At 65.7% G+C, this 22,543-nt stretch carries 16 protein-coding genes; 12 read left to right on the top strand and 4 right to left on the bottom strand.

Features of this window, described 5'->3' with window-relative positions; genetic code table 11:
* Nucleotides 1–727: 727 nt before the first annotated feature.
* The 7 genes from KUW00_RS08515 (at nt 728) to mgrA (ending at nt 12,196) form a co-directional block, all read left to right on the top strand.
* Nucleotides 728–2,074 (top strand): UDP-glucose dehydrogenase family protein, encoded by a 1,347-nt coding sequence (locus KUW00_RS08515; protein ID WP_108450058.1) that lies wholly within the window; start codon nt 728–730, stop codon nt 2,072–2,074.
* Between the two features lie 10 nt (nt 2,075–2,084).
* Nucleotides 2,085–3,998, top strand: coding sequence for a glycosyltransferase (locus KUW00_RS08510; protein WP_213231479.1), 1,914 nt, complete (start codon nt 2,085–2,087; stop codon nt 3,996–3,998).
* 108 nt (nt 3,999–4,106) lie between these two features.
* Entirely contained in the window at nt 4,107–5,675 is a 1,569-nt protein-coding gene (locus tag KUW00_RS08505) for a PilZ domain-containing protein (RefSeq protein ID WP_045992564.1), read from the top strand.
* Between the two features lie 81 nt (nt 5,676–5,756).
* Entirely contained in the window at nt 5,757–6,635 is an 879-nt protein-coding gene (locus KUW00_RS08500; protein WP_213231484.1) for a polysaccharide lyase, read from the top strand.
* Nucleotides 6,636–6,910: 275 nt separating this feature from the next.
* The gene (locus tag KUW00_RS08495; protein WP_253552709.1) at nt 6,911–8,071 is read left to right on the top strand and encodes an alginate lyase family protein; all 1,161 of its coding nucleotides are present in this window, start codon (nt 6,911–6,913) and stop codon (nt 8,069–8,071) included.
* Between the two features lie 29 nt (nt 8,072–8,100).
* The gene (locus KUW00_RS08490; protein ID WP_261392067.1) at nt 8,101–10,872 is read left to right on the top strand and encodes a tetratricopeptide repeat protein; all 2,772 of its coding nucleotides are present in this window, start codon (nt 8,101–8,103) and stop codon (nt 10,870–10,872) included.
* A 295-nt stretch (nt 10,873–11,167) separates the two neighbouring features.
* On the top strand, nt 11,168–12,196 hold the full coding sequence (gene mgrA / locus KUW00_RS08485; protein ID WP_124803047.1) for an L-glyceraldehyde 3-phosphate reductase: 1,029 nt from the start codon (nt 11,168–11,170) through the stop codon (nt 12,194–12,196).
* A gap of 211 nt (nt 12,197–12,407) precedes the next feature.
* Here mgrA and KUW00_RS08480 read toward each other — a convergent pair whose 3' ends face one another.
* Nucleotides 12,408–12,860, bottom strand: a complete 453-nt coding sequence (locus tag KUW00_RS08480) for a hypothetical protein (RefSeq protein WP_045992561.1) — start codon at nt 12,858–12,860, stop codon at nt 12,408–12,410.
* Nucleotides 12,860–13,708, bottom strand: coding sequence for a tyrosinase family protein (locus KUW00_RS08475; RefSeq protein ID WP_124803049.1), 849 nt, complete (start codon nt 13,706–13,708; stop codon nt 12,860–12,862). The genes KUW00_RS08480 and KUW00_RS08475 overlap by 1 nt, the downstream gene beginning before the upstream one ends.
* Nucleotides 13,709–13,988: 280 nt before the next feature.
* Between KUW00_RS08475 and KUW00_RS08470 the strand changes: the two genes are divergently transcribed.
* The 3 genes from KUW00_RS08470 to KUW00_RS08460 all read left to right on the top strand — a co-directional run bounded on the left by KUW00_RS08470 (nt 13,989) and on the right by KUW00_RS08460 (nt 17,297).
* Nucleotides 13,989–14,288 carry a 2OG-Fe(II) oxygenase gene (locus KUW00_RS08470; RefSeq protein ID WP_124803051.1) on the top strand — a complete coding sequence of 100 codons (300 nt, stop codon included), beginning with the start codon at nt 13,989–13,991 and terminating at the stop codon, nt 14,286–14,288.
* A gap of 417 nt (nt 14,289–14,705) precedes the next feature.
* Nucleotides 14,706–16,124 carry a DUF1800 family protein gene (locus KUW00_RS08465; RefSeq protein ID WP_222568820.1) on the top strand — a complete coding sequence of 473 codons (1,419 nt, stop codon included), beginning with the start codon at nt 14,706–14,708 and terminating at the stop codon, nt 16,122–16,124.
* A gap of 33 nt (nt 16,125–16,157) precedes the next feature.
* A complete protein-coding gene (locus KUW00_RS08460; RefSeq protein ID WP_222568819.1) occupies nt 16,158–17,297 on the top strand; it encodes a DUF1501 domain-containing protein in 1,140 nt (379 codons plus the stop codon).
* A gap of 61 nt (nt 17,298–17,358) precedes the next feature.
* Here KUW00_RS08460 and zigA read toward each other — a convergent pair whose 3' ends face one another.
* Entirely contained in the window at nt 17,359–18,582 is a 1,224-nt protein-coding gene (gene zigA / locus KUW00_RS08455) for a zinc metallochaperone GTPase ZigA (protein WP_222568818.1), read from the bottom strand.
* Between the two features lie 115 nt (nt 18,583–18,697).
* Between zigA and KUW00_RS08450 the strand changes: the two genes are divergently transcribed.
* Nucleotides 18,698–19,387: a DUF1826 domain-containing protein gene (locus KUW00_RS08450; protein WP_222568817.1), complete on the top strand. Its 690-nt coding sequence runs from the start codon at nt 18,698–18,700 to the stop codon at nt 19,385–19,387.
* Nucleotides 19,388–19,448: 61 nt separating this feature from the next.
* Here KUW00_RS08450 and KUW00_RS08445 read toward each other — a convergent pair whose 3' ends face one another.
* Nucleotides 19,449–20,720, bottom strand: coding sequence for an NAD(P)/FAD-dependent oxidoreductase (locus KUW00_RS08445; protein WP_222568816.1), 1,272 nt, complete (start codon nt 20,718–20,720; stop codon nt 19,449–19,451).
* A gap of 153 nt (nt 20,721–20,873) precedes the next feature.
* Here KUW00_RS08445 and KUW00_RS08440 point away from each other — a divergent pair, with 153 nt between their 5' ends.
* Entirely contained in the window at nt 20,874–22,325 is a 1,452-nt protein-coding gene (locus KUW00_RS08440) for an NAD-dependent succinate-semialdehyde dehydrogenase (RefSeq protein ID WP_222568815.1), read from the top strand.
* Nucleotides 22,326–22,543: the final 218 nt, after the last annotated feature.

Genomic DNA, 22,543 nt, shown 5'->3' with positions numbered 1-22,543 from the left:
CGGGATCCATCTATTCAATTGGTGCTTTATGCAAACTTCTGAAAACAACGTTCATATAATTAACGCCAATAACTTCGCGTCATTCATACTTAACTAACACCAATGATGGCGAGAAACTTCATACTCGTCTGTGTACGCATGTGAGCTTCGGTCCCTCCCGGTAACCCTGCCCGCCCCTCATTCAAAGCCTAAGCCACTGTTCAAAAAAAGCATTCCTCCCCTCATCCGCTGATGGCGCTGTTTCACTGCCGGGTCATCCAGCTCGACGTTCGCCGCGGCTCGACGCCTGGCAGACCTGCCGCTACTCGGCGTCGACAACGTCAGCATGGCGATCGTCATGCCGCAAAAACCGTCTCAAGCATGATGCTCCGATCGGGTGCTGATCGGAGAAACGTAAGAAAACAGTGTTTTCACTTTATTATCAATAACTTATAACACAAAAAACCATTGGCGTATCCATAGAGCAACATATAACTAATTGATTTCTAATGCTTTATACGAACGTCGCGCACCATTGTCTGTTAATGGCGACATTCCGGCCGACCATCGGTCATCCCGGAGAACGCTCACTAGAGCACGCATCCAAATAAGTTGTTGTTTTTAAAATACAAAAAGATAAATGGATCGATCCTTGCCCTCATTGCGGTCAGAACAAGGCTTTCCCGGCGTCCCTCCGACGCCCGAGGCAAGGCCGCCAATATCACAAGCGACGGCAAGGAGTGAGTTCATGAAAATCACGATTCACGGCTCGGGTTACGTAGGACTGGTCACCGGCGCCTGCCTGGCCGATGTGGGACACGACGTGATGTGTGTGGACGTCGATCAGGTCAAGGTCGCCCGCCTCAAGCGCGGTGAAGTACCGATCTACGAACCAGGCCTCGAGGATCTGATCCGCCACAATATGGAAGACGAGCGCCTGACCTTCTCCGATAGCCCGGAGGAAGGGGTGGCCCATGGCCTGTTGCAGTTCATCGCGGTGGGAACGCCCCCTGACGAGGACGGCAGCGCCGACCTGACCCACGTGCTTGGCGTGGCCCGTACCATCGGCCAGCACATGGACGGATATCGCGTCATCATCAACAAGTCCACCGTCCCGGTGGGGACCGCCGACAAGGTTCATCAGGCGGTGGCCGATACCCTGGAGGGACGCCAGGCCGAGGTCGACTTCGACGTCTGCTCCAACCCGGAATTCCTCAAGGAAGGCGCGGCAATCGAGGACTTCTCGCGGGGGGCGCGGATCGTCATCGGTACCGACAGCGACAAGGTCCGCAAGCTGATGCGCGAGTGCTATGCCCCCTACAGCCGCCAGCGCGACAAGCTGATGTTCATGGACGTGCGCAGCGCCGAACTGACCAAGTACGCCGCCAACGCCATGCTCGCCACCAAGATCAGTTTCATCAACGAAATCGCCAACCTGGCCGAGCACCTGGGTGCGGACGTCGAGCAGGTCCGCCACGGTATCGGCAGCGACCCGCGTATCGGCTACCACTTCATCTATCCCGGCTGTGGCTACGGCGGCTCCTGCTTCCCCAAGGACGTCAAGGCACTGGCCCGCACCGCCAGCGAGGTCGGCGCCCCCGCCCGCATGCTGCAGGCGGTCGAAACGGTCAACGACGCCCAGAAGACGCGGCTGTTCGACAAGCTGGAACTGGCGCTTCACGGCAACCTCAAGGGCCGCACCATCGCCCTGTGGGGACTCGCCTTCAAGCCCAACACCGACGACATGCGCGAGGCGCCGAGCCGGGTACTGATGGAACAGCTGTGGCAAGCCGGCGCCCGGGTCCAGGCCTACGACCCCGAGGCCGCCGCCGAGTGTCACCGCATCTACGGCGAGCGCTCGGACCTGTGTCTCTCCAAGCAGCGTGACGCTGCCCTGGAAGGCGCCGACGCCCTGGTCATCTGCACCGAGTGGAAGGCCTTCCGCACCGTCGACTTCGACAAGATCGCGCGCACCCTCAATCACCCGCTGGTGATCGATGGACGCAACCTCTTCTCACCCGAGGACGTCGAAGCGGCGGGTCTCGAATACTACGCCATGGGTCGCGGCGCCTCCCTGCAACACCCCCGGGTGTAAGGACGCCACCATGTCATCGCTACCCAAGCACACCTCCGTGGCCAGCAAGGCCACGGAGCTGACCACCCTGGCGCTGCTGCTGTCGCTGCTGATCGTGCTGGTCAGCGAGTTGCCCTCCGAGGTGTTCTCGCCGGCGTCGAAGAGCTTCTTCTTCGCCATTGGCGCGGTCGGAGCGTGGCGCTATTCATGGTGGTTCGTCCAGGCGCTGCGATCGGTGTGGTACAACCGCCGCGTCTTTCCACAGATGCGGGCCGAGGCCGACGCCCTGGGAGAGTCCGGCAAGCCGTCAGAGCTCTACGTGCTGTGCACCTCCTTTCGCATCGACCCCGACGTCTGCTTCCGGGTCTACGACGCGCTGATCGAGGAGACCCGGCACTATGGCGTGCCGACCACCATCTTTGCCTCGGTCTCGGACCAGACCGACGTGGACATCATCTCCCACGTGCTGCAGGAACACCGCTGGCCGTCGCACATCGAGGTCCGCTACATGTTCCAGAAGGGCGACGGCAAGCGCTCGGCCATGGCCGAGGTGCTGCGTGCGATCTCGCGCCGGGCCCCGGCCCCCGACGCCCTGCTGGTGTCCATGGACGGGGATATCCTGCTCGAGCCCGGAACCCTGGAGCGCTCGCTGTCGTTCTTCGCCCTGCGCGATGATCTCGGCGCCCTGACCACCAACAACAGCGCCATCGTCACCGGCAACGATGCCACCAAGGAGTGGTACGACCTGCGTTACGCCCAGCGTCATCTGGTGATGAGCTCGATGTCGGTGTCCGAGCGGCTGCTGGTCCTGACCGGCCGCTACAGCGCCTTCCGCGCCGACCTGGCGACCCACCCGGACTTTATCGACATGGTCGAGAACGACCACGTCGAGCATTGGCGCTTCGGCAACTTCAAGTTCCTGTCCGGGGACGACAAGTCGACCTGGTACTGGTTGCTCAAGAACGGCTGGAAGATGCTCTACCTGCCGGATGTCTACGTCTCGGGATTCGAGGAGCTGCCGGACCGCAAGCGCTTCTTTGCCTCGACCACCGACCTGATGCGTCGCTGGTACGGCAACATGCTGCGCACCAGCGGTCGCGCCATTGCCCTGGGGCCGAGGCCGATGGGGCTATTCACCTGGTGGAGCCTGATCGACCAGCGGCTGTCCATGTGGACGACCCTGATCGGCCCCATCGTGGCGATCCTGGTGACGCTGTTCGTGCGGCCGTCGTTCATCTTCGCCTATGCCCTGTGGATCCTGTTCACCCGCGGGATCTCCACCTCGATCCTGGCCTGGCAGCGTGGTCGCTTCAGCCTTCTGTGGATCCCGCTGATCTACTACAACCAGGTCTACGGCGCCCTGCTCAAGACCTACGTGAGCTTTCGCTTCAACCGTCAGAAGTGGTCACGCCAGGGCATCTCCGCCGGTGAGCCTGGTGACGAAAAGGCGGTTCGCCGCCAGCGTCGCATGGGTCACCTGCTGCATGGCTTTCACGTGTGCCTGATGTTGTTCGTGCTGACCCTGGCCACCGGCGTACTGAAGGTACCTGACGCTACCTCGCTGAAGATCCTCGAGCGTGCAGGCCCGGTGCCCAGCGACAGTGCCGCGCTGCCTGACGCCAGTCGCTGGCTGGCCAGCCGCATCGAGGATGGCTCGGGCGAGCTGCGCCTGCCTGCCGGCGAGCTGCGGATCAGCGATCGGCTGATCGAACGCCTGGGCGCAAGCAGCATCGGCGAGGCCACCAATCTCAGCGGCAGCCCCCAGGGCACCACGCTAGAGGTCCCGCCGGCGTTGATCGACCGCCTCAAGGACGCCCAGGGCACCACTCCAGCCCCCGGCGATCTGTTGAGCTGCACCGACCAGCAGCGCTGCTCGCTCGATCTTCACGACACCAGGCTGTCGCTGAGTGACCTGCGCATCCAGGTGCAGCCACGCCACGGCTGATAGTCACGCCACGGCTGACAACGACGACACGGCCACACTTTGTCGCTGGGCCGCATGTACGGCCAGACACCGCCACGGCTCAGCGAATACTGACTTCAGGACACCGATATGAGCGATTACTTCGACGACAAGGACACCTCAACACCCCGCCACGAGCCTGCTCGTCAGCCGGACCCCGCGCCGCGCGCCGAACCCCATCTGGGCGATGCGCGCTCCCAGCCGCGCCAAGAAGAGGCACCGGCAGGCTCGGGACTGGCCCATGAGCGCCGCGATGAACGCCGCTACATCCGCGTTTCGCCGACCTTCGAGGTGCGCTTCGATGACGGCAACCGCTTCCGCGGGCTGGACCTGTCCCAGGGCGGCTTCGCCATCGAGAGCCCGCGCCCGATGCGCCAGGACGCCAGGGTGCGCGGCAGCATCGCCATCACCACCGCCAGCGGCGAGCTGCTGGTGCCCGTGAGCGCCCAGTGCCGCCATAGCCTGGCGCTGGAAGGTCGCGGTGGTGCACACCACGCCGGCTTCGAGATCACCGACATCTCCCCCTCCCACCTTGAGCTGCTGCGCCGCGTGGTCCGCGCCCACCTGGCCGGCCGACCGCTGGACGTCGAGCAGATGGTCCAGGGCGAGGATGCCCAGACCCCACGCAAGCGTCGCGGCACCGGCAGCACGCCCCAGGCAGCGGCTCGTCCGCCGAGACCCATGGGCCGCTACGTGGCGCTGTTCATCGGCTTCGCGGTGCTCGCGGTGGTGGCGGCGGCCACCGCCTACCGCAACTTCATGCTGATCGAGCCCAACTTCGCCGCTGTCACCGCGCCACGCATCGACATTCGTGCACCGAGCCCCGGCATCCTGATGGCGCACGAGCTCAAGGCCGGTGACCGTGTCACACGGGACGAGCAGCTCACCCGGGTCAAGGACGTCGATCTGGAGTCCGACCTGATCCTGGCCGAGGCCGCCCAGCGCTACAACAGCCAACTGATCGAGAACCTTCAGGAAAACCTCGACGGCGCCAATGGCGGACAGGTCAGCCTGGCCAACTCCGCCGAGCCCGGCAACGGTGACGCCGTAAGCTTCGAGACGGTGTCCCCGGACATCGCTCGTGCACGTATCGATCAGTTCGAGACCGCCCGAGACTTCCAGGCGTCCAGGGTCACCGCGCTGCAGGCGCGCCAGTCCCAGAACGAGATCTACAGCCCCTGCGACTGCCTGGTGGCGTGGGCGCTGTCGAGCTCCGACGGCACCTATATCAACGAAAGCGAAAAGATCATGACGCTGATGCGTACCGGCGACGACGAGGTCATGGTCGAGGCGCTGGTGCATATGGACGACATCGATCGCATCGAGCCCGATCAACTCGCCTATCTGTCGCTGCCCAACGCCTCCGGCCCGATCAGCGCTCGGGTGCGCAGCGTGGCGCTGGACATCGAGCGCCAGCCGCGCGCCGGCTTCCCGAGCTGGGTACGCCAACAGCAGAACGTCGCCAGCGTGCTGCTGGTACCGGAAAAGCCGCTGCCGGTGGAAAGCGTCGGTACTCCGGTGGACGTGCGCTTTACCGAACAGGCCCTGCTGGGCGCCACCGCCGAGTGGATCTGGCAGAGCGGCCGCCGGGTGGTCCAGCAGGCCAGCCAGCTGTTCTCGGGCATTGGTGACAACGACGCCGCCGACACCGCCGGCTGAGCCACGCTCTTTCTTTACACGCATCCGTCACACTTGCCACGACCACCGCGGTGGTCGTGAGCCAACAGGAGTACGAACGCCATGTCGACACTGACGACGCGCCTGTCCGCCACCCTGCTGGCCATCTGCGCTACCCAACCCGCCCTGGCGGACAACGGCGCCAATGACAGCGACGCCGATCAGCAGAGCCCCGGCGTCCCCCAGGTCGCCGCCTGCTCGGCGCGCCATCCGCTGGTCGCCTCACCCGCCCCTGCGCTGGGTGAGAAAAGTGCCCACGACGCCATCCGCAAAGGCTTCGACACCACCCGTACCTGGGGCACCGAGGAGAACGTCGAGCTGTTGTCGGGTCATTCGGCGAGACCGGCGCTCAGGGTCCTCTATCCCGAGGACACCTCCTCGCCTGGCGACACCGACACCGGGGGCGCCGGCTTCTACACCGAGCCTTCCGCGCTCGAAGGGCGCGATCACGCCTGCCTGAGCTACCGGGTTCGCTTCGAGAGCGGGTTCAACTTCGTCAAGGGCGGCAAGCTGCCGGGGCTCTACGGCGGCGAAGCGCCCAGCGGCGGTGACGATGTCACCGGCGAGAACGGCTTCTCCATGCGCTACATGTGGCGCGAAGACGGCCAGGGTGAACTTTACGAATACGTGGTCGGCGGCGAGGGCGACTACGGCGACTCGGTGGCCCGAGGTCGCTTCACCTTCCCCACCGGTCAGTGGGTCACCCTGGAGCAGGAGATCATCCTCAACGACCCCGGCAAGGCCAACGGCATTGCCCGGGTGTGGGTCGATGGTCGGCCGGTGCTCGAGCAGACCGATCTCACCTACCGTACCGACGACGACGTGCACATCGATGGCCTGATGTTCTCGACCTTCTTCGGTGGCCACGGTGAGGACTGGCGCACCCCCAGTGACCAGCACGCCGACTTTGCCGACTTCCGTTTCTACGCCCCCCGTTCATGATCGCGGCGCCCCCAGGGGCGCCGCCAAGGAGACGCTTGATGCACCCATCCCATGGCTCATCCCCCGGTCCCCTCCCCACCCGAGGCCTGGGCCCATCGATGCCGGCATTCGAATCCGGCCGGTGCCACCACTTCGACCAACGCTCGGCAAATCCGCTCAAGCGTCTGGCACACAGAGTGATGGGATGGCCGACGGCTGGGTTGTCGGGAAAGCTGGCAACGGGCCTGACGCTCGGCCTGACGATGGGTGCCGCCCTGGTATCGTCCGCGCACGCCATGACCCTGGAAGAACGGGCCGAGCTGGACCTCAGCGACTACCGAGTGACCAGACCTGACGCCTCCTACTTCGATGTAGAGGCCCGCATGGAAACACTGGCCGACACCGACAACTCGATCCTGTTGCAGGAGCTCGATCAACTGACCAACGGACCCAGCTGCCAGCAACTGCTGGCCCAGGAGCCGATCACCACGCGCCTGCGGATCCCCGGCTATTATCCCAGCCCCAAGGAGTGGGAACTGGCATCCGAACCCCTGTTCGACTTCGAGGACAGTGTGTCGATGCTCGCCGGCTCCTTCGTGGCCACCGGCGACACCTACTACGCCGACTGCCTGGTTTCCTTTCTCGATCAATGGGCCCAGCACGATGCCCTGACCGACTTCCACTACGATCCCAAGGAGCCTCAGGCCTGGTTCGCCACGGAATCGATGATCTTCGCCGCGGGCATGGCCTACTCGGTGGTGCGTCCCCGCGTCGAGGGCAGCGACCAGGCCAAGCAACGTGTCGAGCAGTGGCTCAACCGGCTCGCCCACAAGCACGCCGCCATTCAGGGGCAGCCCGGCAACAGCTGCTGCAACAACCACTTCTACCGCCGCGCCCTCTACGCCAGCATGATCGGCGTGATTACCGAGGACGATGAGCTGTTTCGCTTCGGCGTCAGCGCCATCCATTCGGCGCTCTCCGACATGACCGAGCGCGGCGCCTTTCCGCTGGAGATCGAGCGTGGTCGTCGCGCCACCCACTACCAGAACTATGCGCTGCTCTACCTGATCACCAACATGCAGGTCATCGCACGCCAGGGCTATGACATCTTCGAACTCGAGATCAACGGCCATGACATCCACGACGCCGTGGACTTCGCCATGACCATCTTCAACGATCCCGAGGCGCTTGGAGACCTGGCGCCCCACGAGCAGTACACCGGCTTTCTCAAGGACAACCAGTACTTCGCCTGGATGGAGATCTATCAGAGCCGCTTCGATGACCCGCGCATCGAACGGTTCCTGGCCCAGGTGCGTCCGGTCTACAACCGCAGCGCCGGCGGTTACCAGACGTTGTACTTCATGTCACCCGAGGCGCAGCAGCACCTCGTCGTCGATGAACAGGAGCGCGAGACCACCGCCTTCGAGGGTCTCGACGACGACAGCGCGTCTCAGTGACAGCACACGATCAACCAGGAGGCCTGCTTATGATGCTCCCCCGTTTTCGCCCCCACACCGCCCAAGGCCAACGCTGGTCCCGGGCCTTTCCGCTCACCGCCTCGGTCGCCGTGGCGCTGTGGCTCGGCGGCTGCGCCGCCCCCGGTACCGAGTTCCAGAGTACCGGCGTCGACCCGCTGCCTGCCGAGTATCAGGACTTCTTCGACAAGGAGCAGCCACGCAACCCCGAATGGATGCATGACAACACCCTGGAAGAGGCGCAGCAGCTCGTCGCTGCCGGCCAGACCCGAGAGGCGATCCTCAAGCTCAAGGGGCTGGCCGCCCAGGACATCCCCAAGGCCTACTACGAACTCGGCAAGATCTGGGATCAGGGCAAGGGCATCCAGGCGGACCCCGCCAAGGCCGCTGCCTACTACGAGGACGCCGTGCGCACGCCGTCCTATATCCTTGGCCACGCATCGCTCAACCTGGCCAAGCTGAGCCTGGAACAACAGGGTGCGCCCTATCGTCCGGTACTGGCCTACTACCTGCTCGAGCAGGCCATGGAAGAGGAAATCGGCCGTGACGAAGGCGTGGTGATGGCCTCATTGCTGGCCCGCGGCGCCGAAGGCGTCGCGGCGGACCCCCAGCGCGCCCTGGCGCTGTATCGTCAGGCGGCGAACAACGGTAACCCGGATGCCATCCTGGCACTGGCCAACGCCTACGCCGAGGGCGGTTGGCTCGACACCGACAAGGCACGCTCGCGCGAGTACGCCGAGCGTTACGCCGAAGGCCTGCGCGAGCGCGCCGGCGGCGGCGATATCAAGGCGATGACCGAACTGGCTGAGCTGTACTCGGCCGACGGCCTGCTGGCCGGCGACGACGATCGCCGCCTGCACTGGCTGACCCAGGCCGCCCAGGCCGGTGACCCTGACGCGGTGGCCAAGGCTGGCCGCGAGATGCTCGACAGCGGCCGCGCCGAGCAGGGCGTGACCCTGCTGACCCAGGCGGCCGAGAACGGTGACGTCGACGCCATGGAGCGCCTGGGCCGGATTCTGCTGGAGGGCGACGGCCTCAGGGCACGGCCAATCGAGGCACGCAATTGGCTCGAAAAGGCTATCGACGAGGACTCGGTCGACGCCCGCGTGACCCTGGGTCGCGCCTTGCTGGAAGGCGATGCCCTGCCGGCGGAACCCCAGCGCGGCATCCGCCTGCTCGAGCAGGCCGCCCGACACGACGACCCGCTGGCACTGGCGATGCTCGGCCAGGCCTACCTGGCCGATGAGGTGGTGCCGACCCAGCCAGTGATCGCCGCCCGCTATCTCGAGCGCGGACATGAGCTGGGCCATCCGTTTGCCACCGAACAGCTGGGCGCGCTCTACCTCAGCGGCCGTGGCGTGGCCACCGATCCGGCCCGGGGCGAACGGCTGTTGCGCGAGGCCATCGACCAAGGGCAGAGCGGCGCCCTGCGCACCCTCGGCGAGGCCTATCTGGCCGAGGACGGCCCCCTGCCCTATCAGCCCCGTGAGGCGGAGCGCCTGCTGACCCAGGCGGTGGAAGCCGGCGATACCAGCGCCGCCACCCGCCTGGGCGAGGCCTATCTGACTGGCGAGCTGACCGGCGAGCTGAGCCCCGAGACGACAGGCCCGAACCCCACCCAGGAACCGGGCGGCGACGCCATGGCCGTGGCCGATGGTGCTTCGACCCAGCGAGGAAATTCTCGGGTGGATCACGGACGGCGCCTGCTGGAGAACGCCGCCGAGCAGGGCGACGCCTACGCCATGGTCGTCCTCGGCCGCGCTTACCGCGACGGTACCGGGGTGAGCCGTGACCTTGCCCAGGCCACCGAGTGGCTCGAACGGGCCGAAGCCGCCGGCCACCCCTCCGCCGCCGAGGCGCTGATGCGCACCCAGCGCGATCGCGGCCAGGCCGGTGACATCCAGGCGCTGATCGCCTCTGCCCGTCAGGGCAACGTCAACTCCATGGCGGACCTCGGCCGCGCCTATCGCGACGGCCAGGGCGTCGGGCGCAACCTGTCCGAGGCCAGCCGTTGGCTCGAGCGTGCCGCCCGCCAGGGTCATCCAGGCGCCGCCGCCGCGCTTGGCCGCATGTACCTGGACGGTGAAGGCGTCGCCCGCGACCCGGCCAAGGGCGCCGAACTGCTCCAGGTGGCGGTGGCCGGTGGCCACGCCGGCGCGCGTGCTGACCTGGGCGGCATGCTGCTGACCGGAAACGGCGTGGAAGCCGACCCCGAGCGGGGTCGTCGCCTGCTGAGCGAAGCCGCCGAGGCCGGCAACGAGTATGCCGCCCAGACCCTTGGCGAGGCCTACCTCGAAGGCAATGGCGTAAGCGCCGACCCGGCCGAGGCCGAGCGCTGGCTGACCCGGGCCAGCGACGCCGGCAGCCTGTCGGCACGCGCCCTGCTTGGCACCGCCCTGGTGCGAGGCGACCAGAGCCTAGCTCAGGACCCGAGCCGGGGCGAACAGCTGCTGACCAGCGCCGCCGACCAGGGACACGCCGGCGCCCAGGCCAGCCTCGGCCGCGAGTACCTGCGTGGCGAAAACCTCGAGCGGGACACCCGCCAGGGCGCCGACTACCTGCTCAAGGCCGCGCGTCAGGGCCACGAGACCGCGCGGCTGGCGCTGGCCAAGGCCTACCTGGCCGCCAATGGCCTGGAGAACGCCAACCGTGAGCAGGCGCTGGTATGGCTCGACGGGGTCATGGACGGCAACTCCCAGATGGCGTCCCAGACCCTGCACGACCTGCTCTCCGACGAGGCTACCCTGGCCGCCATGCCGGAGACCATGAACGCCGGCGGCTGACCCCTGCCCCTGGCGTCACGCCCCAGGCGCCATGTGCCCACTAACTGGCACATGGCGCCCTGGGTTACCTCACGGCTTCTCATGCCCGCAGCTTCACCGTCGCCTGAGCCCCCCCTGAGTCTTCTCACGCTCGCCTTTCCAGGCGCTCACCATCTTGCCCGGACTGCGCCCTTGCTTGCGTGCTGCCCGCCTTCACCTGGCTTTTTCGGGGCGGCCCTTTTGGATACCTCGACAAACACAGCTAAAGTGCTGAGACGACAGCCACGGCGCCCGTGCGCCCTGACAGGAGACCATCATGAGCTATCGTCCCGCCGAAGACCGTTACGAACGCATGCGCTATCACCGCTGCGGTCGCAGTGGCCTCAAGCTGCCCGCCCTGTCCCTCGGGCTGTGGCACAACTTCGGCCACAACGCCCATGAAGACAACGCTCGCGAGATCTGCCGTACCGCCTTCGATCACGGCATTACCCACTTCGACCTGGCCAATAACTATGGCCCGCCGCCTGGCAGCGCCGAGTCCATGTTCGGGCGCATCCTCAAGACCGACTTCGCCGGCCACCGCGATGAACTGATCATCTCCACCAAGGCGGGCTATAACATGTGGCCTGGCCCCTACGGCGAGTGGGGCAGCCGCAAGTATCTGCTGTCGAGCCTCGACCAGAGTCTCAAGCGCCTGGATCTGGACTACGTCGACATCTTCTACTCCCACCGCTTCGATCCCGAGACACCGCTGGAAGAAACCATGGGCGCGCTGGACCAGGCGGTACGCTCGGGCAAGGCGCTCTACGCCGGTATCTCGTCGTACAGCCCTGAGCGCACCCGCGAGGCCGCTCGCCTGCTGCGCGAACTGGGAACCCCCTGCCTGATCCACCAGCCCAGCTACTCGATGATCAACCGCTGGATCGAGGACGACGGGCTGCTCGATGTGCTGGACGATGAAGGCATCGGCTCGATCGTCTTCTCGCCACTGGCCCAGGGCCTTTTGACCGCCAAGTACCTGGGTGGGGTGCCTGACGACAGCCGTCTTGCTCGCGGTGGTGCGATCCGCGAACAGCACCTGTCCGACGACAACCTCGAGCGTGTCAGGGCGCTCAACGCCATCGCCGAGCGGCGTGGCCAGAGTCTGGCGCAGATGGCGATTGCCTGGGTGCTGCGCGGCGGCCGCGTGACCAGCGCCCTGATCGGCGCCAGCCGCCCCGATCAGGTCAGCGACTGCGTCGAGGCCCTGGACAACCTCGACTTCAGCGACGAGGAGCTGGCCGACATCGACCGCTACGCGGTGGATGGTGGGGTCAATCTATGGGCCCAGTCCTCCAAGGCCTAGGGCTTGGCTGAAAAGTGCCTGCGCTCGGTAATACGGCGTTAAAAATCGGATCAAAATGCTCATTTACACCCCGTAAACTGCGCTTTCTCACCGATTTTTGCCTTGTCTAACCTTCGCTCGTCGACTTTTCGGTCAGAGCCTCGGCTAGCCAGCTCGGCAAGCCAGAAAGCATCAAGCCTGCCGCGCGCACCGAAACTGCGCCTGCGCTCGATCACAAGGTGACCAGTTGCACCCCGCTGCAACACACCAGTGACTTGTCGCCACGATCGGGCCAGGCCTCGCGCGTATAGGCGTAGATCTGGATGTCCAGGGTGCTCTTGCCGGCGTGCAGGTGGCGCTTCAGGGCCTGGGTCACCGGTACCCGCTTGAACGCCGGTGTCATTGGATGGGAAGGCCGGGTATCGAAGCGTCTGAGACCATCCGGGCCATGGCAGTGTCCTGGCGAGCCCCAGCATTCGGCGTGGCCGAACAGCGCAAAGGTGCCGGCATAGCCCCGGCTTTGCGGGGTCACCCTGGCCGGCAGGCGCGCGCTGAAGAAGAGCCAGGCGGTGTAGCTGGGGCGCAGGTGGTGGATGCCATAAAGCTCGACGAAGGCTTCCTCGAACTCATCGGCGCGAAGCGCGCCCAGGTCGAGCCGCGGCAGGCGATAGCGTTGCTCGATCATCAGGCCTCCTCCAGACCGCTGCCGGCCAGGGTCAGGTCCGCCACCGAACGGGCATACTCGTAGCCCAGCGACTGGACATTGAGCACTTCGCCGACGGTCAGGCCGAAGGGTTCCAGCACGATCTCCTCGAGTCCCGGGGGAAAGTTGGTGATGCCGTGGCGCTTCTGCCACAGCGACCAGAGCCGGTCGATCATGCAGTGGTGAGAATAAAAGATCGGATCATAGGCGGCGTAGGTGGTGCTGGCCATGGTCGCACCGACATAGACGTGGAGCTGATCATGCACCGTCTCGATCAGGTCGTTGAACTGCTCGAAGGTGTCCACCCGCTCCACCAGGAAGGCCGCGATTTCGCCCAGCGTCGCCCGGCCATCACCGTTCACGTCGGCCACTGGAAAGGAAAACACCGGCAACAGGCCGCCAGGATTGCGCTCGGTGACCAGGTCCACCGGTTCGGGCACCTGGGGGGGATAAAGCTGGATGCGCGAGGAGTGGAGCGGATTCTCCTCGCCATCGATCAGTGCAACATCGAAGGCCTCGGGAATGCCCTCGCCGCGGGTCCAGTCCCACCAGGGGATCGAGACCTCTTCATCGATATCCTGCAGCGACTGCTCCAGACGATGGAGGTAGGCCCGGTGCCAGGGCAGAAACAGCCTGGCGCTAAGGCTGGTGCGAGGCGAGAACTGATGATGCCAGCACCAGCGCCCCGGGGCGCCATGGATGCCGGCGTAGTGGTAGAAGCCTCGATTATCCTGTCGAGCCTTGGACGCGCCCAGTGCAGCGATGTAGCGGCGCATGTGCACACGCTCGGCAACTTCCACCGGCAGGCGATACATCATCTGACCCGACATGCTTCCCCCTTGCCGTCGCTGTCGACGGCAGTCCCGGGCGCCGAAGGACGGTTATCCCCGGCTCGTTTCAGCCTAGTTCAGTCCCCCGGGCTCGGCCACGCCGCCGTTCGCCCTCATTACCGGCCAGCCAGCCGGCTCGGCTCGCCCCCAGGACATCGTCCTGATGGTCCCAGCCTGCACGGAGCGACCGCCCGTTATTGAGCAATTGCTCAAAATGCGTTTGAATGGCGGCCACCCACGACATCACCGATGTCGTCCCGCGCCCTTCCAAGGAGTCCCCATGGCAAGCGTCACCAATCGAACCCTGCTGGATCTGGGGCGGCTGACCGCCAACCTGGTCACCTACCCCGAAGGCCACAGCGTCTATCGCCACAACGACCCCATGGGTGGCGGCCGCTACTACAAGCTGAACCTGATCCTGAAGGCCCCTCGGGCCGGCGGGGTATTCGAGACCGAAAAGGTGATCTTCAACCTGTTCGACCGGGTGATCCTGTTTCGTCCCGACCTCTACCAGCACAGCGTCTCGAAGATCGAAAAGGGCAAGCGGGTGTTGTTGAGTATTGCCCTGCACACGCCCTGAGCCTATGGCTTTGTATGAAAAGTGCCTGCGCTCGGTAATACGGCGTTAAAAATCACACCAACATGCTCATTTACATCTCGTAAACTGCGCTGTCTCACCGATTTTTGCCTTGTCTGACCATCGCTCGTCGACTTTTCGCCATCCACCTTGCGCCGTCGCCGAAGACTCTGACCTGAGACGTTGGCGTTGGCGTTGGCGCGACACGCCTATCGAAAATGCACGAAAGGTGCGCCTCAGGCCGGTGCAAACGTAGCCCTGGCCTCGGACCTGGGCCTGCTCGATCATCCCCCCCCGCTCGGCTGAACGCCCCGCCACCTACCGGCCAAACTGTTGGCGATCCCCGGCGCCTCACCCCAGGGCCGGCCCCCGGCATCCTGCCCCAGGCTTCGTCAGCCATGCCAACAGGAGGCGTCAGCTGTGACAACCACCCTCGTTCAGGCGGAAATCGCCGCCAATCGCTTTGGCCTCGGCGCGGGGCCAGGTGAGCTTGCCGAGATCGCCAAGGACCCCCAGGGCTGGGTGCTGGCGCAGATCGACGAGGCCGAACGAGCGCCACTGATCGATCCTCTCGCCGCGTTGCCATCCACCATCACCTACCTGGAGCGCTTTGATCGCTTTCGCCGAGACCACGCGGCCGCCCGTCGACGCATGAGCGAGGCCGCCGCCAATGACAAGCCCACACAGAGCCTGCCGACCCTGCTCGAGCGTTTTGGCGCGATGAAACAGGCCGAGATCCAGGCCAGGGGGCGCCAGCAGTGTCTGAGTCCGTTTCTGGTACTCGAGCGCTGGGTGATGTTCTGGAGCAACCACTTCACCGTGTCTGCCGACCGCGGCGGCGTACAGTTGCTGCCCGGGGCCTTCGAGCGCGAGGCCATCCGGCCCTATGTGTCGGGTAGCTTTTCGGCCATGTTGCTGGGCGTCGAGCAGCATCCGGCCATGCTGCTCTATCTCGACAATGCAGCGTCGGTGGGCCCCGATTCGCCGCTGGCCAGAAGTGCCAGAGCCTCTGCGGGGCGGCTCGGGCTCAACGAGAACCTGGCGCGGGAAATCCTGGAGCTGCATACCCTCGGCGTCGACGGCCCCTATCAACAGCAGGACGTGATCGAACTGGCCAGGGCCATCACCGGATGGCGGACACGGCTCGAACTGCCGCCATCGACCGAGGCGCCGGCCCTCGGACCCTACGGCAGCCTGTTTCATGGCGCGGCCCATCAAGGCGGCGAGCGAGAACTGCTGGGACGGCGCTTCGCTGCAGGCGGGGCCAGGCAGGGGCGTGACATGCTGCGCTTTGTGGCCGGCCAGGAGGCCACCGCAACCTTTGTCGCCACCAAGCTTGCCCGTCACTTTGTCGCCGACGACCCACCCGGTGAGCTGGTATCGGCCTTGGCCTCCACCTTCCAGCGCGAGAACGGTCGCCTGTCGGCGCTGTTTCGTACCCTGTTCAGCCACCCCCAGGCGTGGCAGCCGCAAGCGCTCAAGTTTCGCCGTCCGCAGGAATATCTCGTCGCGCTCTATCGAGCCCTGGGCAAGGCACCCTCGCCCGATGGCAGTGACTGGGGCCAGCAGCTTCGCCTGCTGGGCCAGCCACCTTTTCTCGCCGGCGCCCCGGCCGGATGGAGCGATGATGCCAACGACTGGATCGGTGCCGACGCCTTGAACAAACGACTACTGGTGGCCCAGCGCCACGCCGGTGACGCCAGCGGCGAAGCCATGGAGCTGGCCCAGCAGAGCCTGGGCCCTCGCCTGCGTGAAACCACCGCCGTGGCACTCAGTCAGGCGCCCCGCAACCAGGCGCTCGCCATGGTGCTGGCAAGCCCCGAGTTTCAGTGGCGCTGAGCGCCGTCGCGACACCACTCAATGGAATCCGCCATGTTCAACCGACGCGAGTTTCTCAAGGCGCTGAGCGCAGGCACCAGCCTGCTGCTGTGGCCCTCGCTGGCTGCGGCCGACTCCCCGCTCGGCAAGCGCCGCCTGGTCGTCGTGCTGCTTCGCGGTGCCCTCGATGGCCTCGCCGCCGTCCCCTGCGACAGCGACCCCGCCTACCAGCGCTTGCGCGGTAGCCTGGCATCCCAGGAAGGAGTCGTTGCACCACGACTGGACGGGACCTTTTCGCTGCATCCGTCACTGGCCTTCTGCCACCGTCTCTACCAGGCCGGCGACTTCGCCGTGGTTCACGCCTGCGGACTGCCCTATCAGGGACGCTCGCACTTCGACGCCCAGGAGTGCCTGGAAAACGGCACCGCCACCCCCACAGGAAGCCGCACCGGCTGGCTGAACCGTGCGGTGGGCAGCCTCGGCGACACCCAGGGACTGGGCCTCACCTCATCGCGCCCGCTGTTGATCCGTGGGCCGGCCCCCTTCGCCACCTGGTCGCCGTCGGCACACGGCACCACCCAGCCGTCACTGGCCCAGCGGGTCGCCGCGCTCTATCGACAGGACCCCCGGCTGGGCCCGGTGTTCGAGCGCGCCCTGGCGATGCAGCAGATGGCACCTACCGATATCGACAGCGGTGGCCGCCTGGAGGATACCCTGGCGGCGGCAGCACAGTTCCTTGCCGCCGCGGATGGCCCCCAGATCGCCATGGTGGAAGACGACGGCTGGGACACCCACGCTCGCCAGAATGCGGTGCTGTCACGCAAGCTTGAACAGCTGGATAGCGGGCTTGCAGCGCTGCAAGGCAAGCTCGGCGAACGCTGGCAGCACACCGCCGTAGTGGTCATCACCGAGTTTGGCCGCACGGTGGCCGTCAACGGCACCGGTGGCACCGATCATGGCACCGCCAGCTGCATCCTGCTGGCCGGTGGCGCCATTCGAGGGGGGCGCGTCCACGGCCAGTGGCCGGGGCTCGCCCGGTTGCGTGACGACCGTGATCTGATCGCCGCCCAGGACACCCGCGCCGTCCTCAAGGGTGTGCTGCGCGACCACCTTGGCCTCGATCTCGATCCCCTGGCCGAGCAGGTCTTTCCCGACAGCCGGCAGGTGGCCCCTCTAGCAGGCCTGATTGGCTAAGCGTTTGGCCCGAACTGACCGGCCCGAACTGACTCACTGAGCCAGCGTCGATAGCCTGGTTTTACCAGGCTGGGAAAGGGTCATCCGAGCCGACCCAGGCGTCCATGCCGAGGGCCAGCTCCGATTCGCTCAGCAGGCACTCATCCAGCGCCTGACGAATGCGCTGCTCCGCCAGGTTCTGGCCGATGAACACCAGTTCCTGGCGCATGTCACCGAAGGGCTCCTGCCATTTGGCCAGAATCGCCTCGCGATACTCCGGGTCCTCGGGCCACTGCTCCTCGGGTACCGCCCGCCAGAAGCGACCCGCCAGGCCGTGGTGAGCGATGCCTCCCGCCTGACTCCACTGACCGGCGAACTGAGGACGGCTGGCAAGCCAGAAGAACCCCTTGGAGCGCAGCAAGGTGCCACCGAACCAGTCGCCATGCAGCAGTTCATGAAACCTGCGCGGATGGAAGGGGCGGCGCGCCTCATAGGCAAAACTCGAGATACCGTACTCCTCGGTTTCCGGCACATGCTCACCGCGCAGCTCCTTGAGCCAGCCCGGCGCCCGCTGGGCCCGCTCGAAGCTGAAGCGTCCGGTATCCAGCACCCGCGACAGCGCCACCTCGCCCTGGACCATGTGGACGATATCGGCCTCGGGATTGAGGGCGCGCAGCACCGCCTCGACCTCCGCCAGTTGCTGCGCCGAGATCAGATCGCACTTGCTGATCGCCAGCACATCGCAGAACTCGATCTGGTCCACCAGCAGGTCGGCGACATTGCGCTCATCGTCCTCGCCCAGCGACTCCCCTGCCTCCTTGAGGGAGCGGGCTTCAGCGTACTGGCTCAGAAAATTGGCGCCATCGACCACGGTGACCAGGGTATCGAGTCTGGCGATCTCGGACAGGCACTGACCGTCCTCATCGGCGAAGGTAAAGGTCTCCGCCACCGGCAGGGGTTCAGAGATGCCGGTGGATTCGATCACCAGGCTGTCGAAGCGCCCCTCCTCGGCCAGCCTGCGGACCTCGATCAACAGGTCCTCGCGCAGGGTGCAGCAGATACAGCCGTTGCTCATCTCCACCAGGCGCTCTTCGGCGCGGTTCAGCGTGACCCCGTCCTCCAGCTCGTCTGATGCCCCTGGCCCACCGCGCACCAGGGCGGCGTCGATATTGACCTCGCTCATGTCATTGACGATGACCGCGACCCGACGCCCCTGGCGATTGGCCAGAAGGTGATTCAGCAAGGTGGTCTTGCCGGCTCCCAGAAAGCCTGACAGTACCGTGACCGGCAACCTGGCATCATTCATGAACCTGTTCTCCCGATGTGCGCTCGCAAAGGGAAGCCCCTCGCGGCACGAGGTGCTTTCCTTGTTTTAAATGTTACGTTATAACATTGTAAACACATCCCATGGAGACGCCAAGATGCCGCTGTCCAGCTCACCGTCCACCTGCGTCGACGGAGACGCCCCGACCGCGTCTTGCGAGGCGCAGCCAAGTGTCCACTGGGCCCAGGGTATCGATGCCTCGATCCTGCCGCGCATCTTCGAGCAAGGCATCACCATCGCGGTGATGCAGCGCGCGCTGTCCCCCAGCCTGGAACACAGCATCCAGGCACAGTGCGATACCGAGCGTCGCTGGAGTTTTCAGTGGTTGGGAGTTCCCGACGCCGCCATGAAGCGCGAACTCCGGCGCAGCATGCCCGCCCCGGAGCAAGCCTGCCCCCTGGTAGACGACGTCGTGCTGTTGACCCAGGCCATGGCGATGCTGTTCGACACCGACACTCTGGGAATACGGCTACGCCTGCTGGACAGCGCCATGTGTCCACGCTTTCACTGCGACAAGTTGCCGGTGCGACTGGTCACCAGCTATCGGGGGCCGGGCAGCGAATGGCTGCCCGAGTCTGCGGTCAATCGCGCCGGGCTCGGTGCGCCTTCGCCGGACAAGCCCGAGACGCTTCGCCAGGCCCATGCCATTCAGCGGCTGGGCACCGGCGACCTAGCACTGTTGAAGGGAGACGGCTGGAGCGGCAACGAGGGCCGCGGACTGGTACATCGCAGCCCGGCGCAGCAGGCAGGAGAGACGCGCCTTTTGTTGACCATCGATCCGAGCTGAGTCGAGCGGCCGCCGACGCTTTGCCAGGGGCGTGGCGGCCGCCTGCGCACGCAACGCGTGGTCAGTGGATCTTCAGGCGTGGCCCGACCGAGCGGCCGAGGACGTCGCTCAGCGCCTCGGCGGTACCCTTGAGTGGCCCCAGCAGGATGAACTGGTGCTGGCGCTGCAGCCCCTGGTAGGCCGCCCGCGCGAGTCGCCCGCGCAACTGGACGTCGTCGGCGAACCAGCCTTTCACTTCGCCGACGCTGCCGGCCTCACCCAGCGACAGCAGGGTACCCTTGTCCTCATAGACGAAGGGCGCCGGCGTTTCCCCCGCGAGAAAACGCGGCATTTCCTTGGCCAGATGTTCTGCCTGCTCGCTGGCCGCCTGGGCGGTGGGCGGTGCGGGCTCGTCGTCGATAACCGAGCAGTCACCCAGCGCAAAGACGTGATCACTGTCGACACTCTGCAGGGTCGGCTTCACCCGCCACTGGCGCTTCTTGTTGGTCGCCAGCGCGTCGATCGAATCGGCCACCGGCGGCCCCACGCGTCCGGCCGCCCAGATGGTCAGGTCCGCCGGAAACTCGTCGCCGCCATCGGTGGTAAGACGGTCGCGATCGACGCGACTGACCTGTTGTTCGGTATGAATGTCGATGCCGACATTCAAAAGGCGCTTGCGGATGGACTGGCGCACCTCATCCTCCATGCCCGGCATGAAGGTATCGGTCGCCTCCAGCAGGGTCACCTTGACCCTGGGCTGGCACTCTCGTGGGGCCACACTCGAGGCCCGCGCCTCGGTAGCCAGCAGCCCTGCCAGTTCCACCCCGGTGGCCCCTGAACCGACGATGGCGATATGGAAGGGATCACTGCGCTGCCCGGCGCGATGCGCCAGCAGCCCCGTCGAGAAGCGCTCGAACAGTCGCTCGGCGTCGGCCTCGCTGTCGAGCATCAGGGCATGCTCGAGCACGCCCTCCACGCCCATGTCCGGGGTCACCCCGCCAATCGCCAGCACCACCGCCTGGTAGCCGATGCAGCGACCGGGCACCCTCACCCGACCGTCGTCTTCGCGCCACTCGGCCAGGGTCAGGGTACGCGCCTCGGGATCGATGTCCGCAAGTTCACCGCGCTCGAAGCCAAACCCCCAGTGCTCGGCGAGCCCTGCGTAGTCCAGCTCATCGACCTCGCCACGCCGAAAACCGGCGGCAAGCTCATGCAACCGCGGTTTCCACACATGGGTGGCGCTACGGTCGATCAGCAATACGTCCTTGTGGCCTGCCTTGGCCAGCCGGATGGCAAGCTCGAGGCCGCCGGCACCACCACCTACGATCACCACGCCTTCACTGCGAACGTTCATGGGACCTCCTGTCATCGCCCCTGCGGGGGATCCACAGGGACGTCCGGTGTCGATTCGTCCCCACCCTACCACTCCGAGCCCGGCTTGAGGACATGCTCGTTGCAGCGTAGTTTGGGGAGGTCGGAAACGGAACTTCTTCAGGAGATTGCCCCTATGCACACCCCTGAGAACCAGCTGATGACGGACCATGCCTATCTTGGCGGACGTTGGGTCGAGGCCAGTGACGGCAAGACCCGGGAGGTCGAAGACCCGGCCACCGAAGAGACCATCGGCAAGGTGCCCCAGCTGACCGAGGACCAGTTGGGCGAGGCCATCGACGCCGCCAGTCAGGCCTTCGAGCGCTGGCGTGACACCCCCGCCCTGGAGCGCGCCGACGCGCTGATGGCCTGGTACCAGGCGATGCAGGACAACGCCGAGGCGCTGGCCCGCCTGATGACCCTGGAGCAAGGCAAGCCCCTGGCCGAGGCCCGTGGCGAGGTCGATTACGCCGCCAGCTTCCTGCGCTGGTTTGCCGGCCAGGCGCGACGCATCGCCGGTGATACCCTGGCCTCGGATGACCCCGACATCTCGCTTGGCACGCTGCGCCAGCCGGTCGGCGTGGTGGCCATCATTACCCCCTGGAACTTCCCGCTGGCGATGATTACCCGCAAGGTCGGGGCCGCGCTGGCGGCGGGCTGCACCACCCTGGTCAATCCAGCAAGCCAGACCCCTTTCTGCGCGCTTGCCCTGGCCAGACTGGCCGAACAGGCCGGGCTCAACCGGGGCGAGTTCAATGTCCTCACCTGCCCCGGCAAGCGCTTTTCCGAAAAGGTCTGTGACGACGATCGCGTTCGCGCGCTGTCGTTCACCGGCTCCACCGAGGTCGGCCGGACGCTGCTGGCTCAGGCCGCCGACACGGTCAAGCGCAGCGCCATGGAGCTGGGTGGCAACGCCCCTTTCATCGTCTGCGAGGACGCCGACCTGGACGCCGCCGTGGAAGGCGCCATTGCCGCCCGCTTCCAGACCAGCGGCCAGGACTGCGTGGCGGCCAACCGCCTGTTCGTCCACCGTTCTCTCTACGACACCTTCATCGAGCGCTTCACCCAGCGCATGAATGACATGCCGGTGGGCAACGGCTTCGATGAGGACAGCAGGATCGGCCCGCTGATCAACCGCGACGCGGTGGCCAAGGCCCGCGAACTGGTAGAGGACGCCAGATCCCGGAGGGCGCGCGTGCTCGGTCGCGGCCAGGACCAGGCCCCAGGGCCACGCTTCTTCATGCCGACCCTGGTGGCCGACTTCACCGATGATATGCGCATCGCCAGTGAAGAATCCTTCGCGCCCCTCGCCCCGGTGCGCGCCTTCGACAGCGATGACGAGGCCATCGCCGCTGCCAACGACACGGTCTACGGTCTGGCCGCCTACGTCTATGCCAAGGACCAGCAGCGCATCCGTCGCTACCAGCAACGTCTGGAAGTCGGCATGGTCGGTACCAACACCATGGATATCACCGGTCCCCAGGTCCCCTTTGGCGGCGTCAAGCAGTCCGGCCTCGGTCGTGAAGGCGGCCTCGAGGGCATGGAGGAATACCTCGAGACCAAGTACCTGTGCACCGCCCATGGCTAGCGTGTACACACCCTGAGTCCCCCGGGAGAAGCGCAGCCTTCTCCCGGGGAGCACGGTTATCTCCTGCTACCCCGTCCCGCCGAGGATACCCGGCAGGGGCTGCGGCGCCCCCACCGACTCACAGATCCCCCTCCAGACTCCGTCAGAAACTTAAGAAAAGCTGGCTTTTCAGGAGATTGCCTCACCTCCTGCACAAGGCTGAGGGTAAAGTGAATGCG

The organism is Halomonas sp. DP5N14-9, assembly GCF_019802175.1.
GTDB lineage: Bacteria > Pseudomonadota > Gammaproteobacteria > Pseudomonadales > Halomonadaceae > Halomonas > Halomonas litopenaei.
The sequence above is the reverse complement of the archived record's forward strand: the minus strand, read 5'-3'. Positions and strand labels throughout refer to the sequence as shown.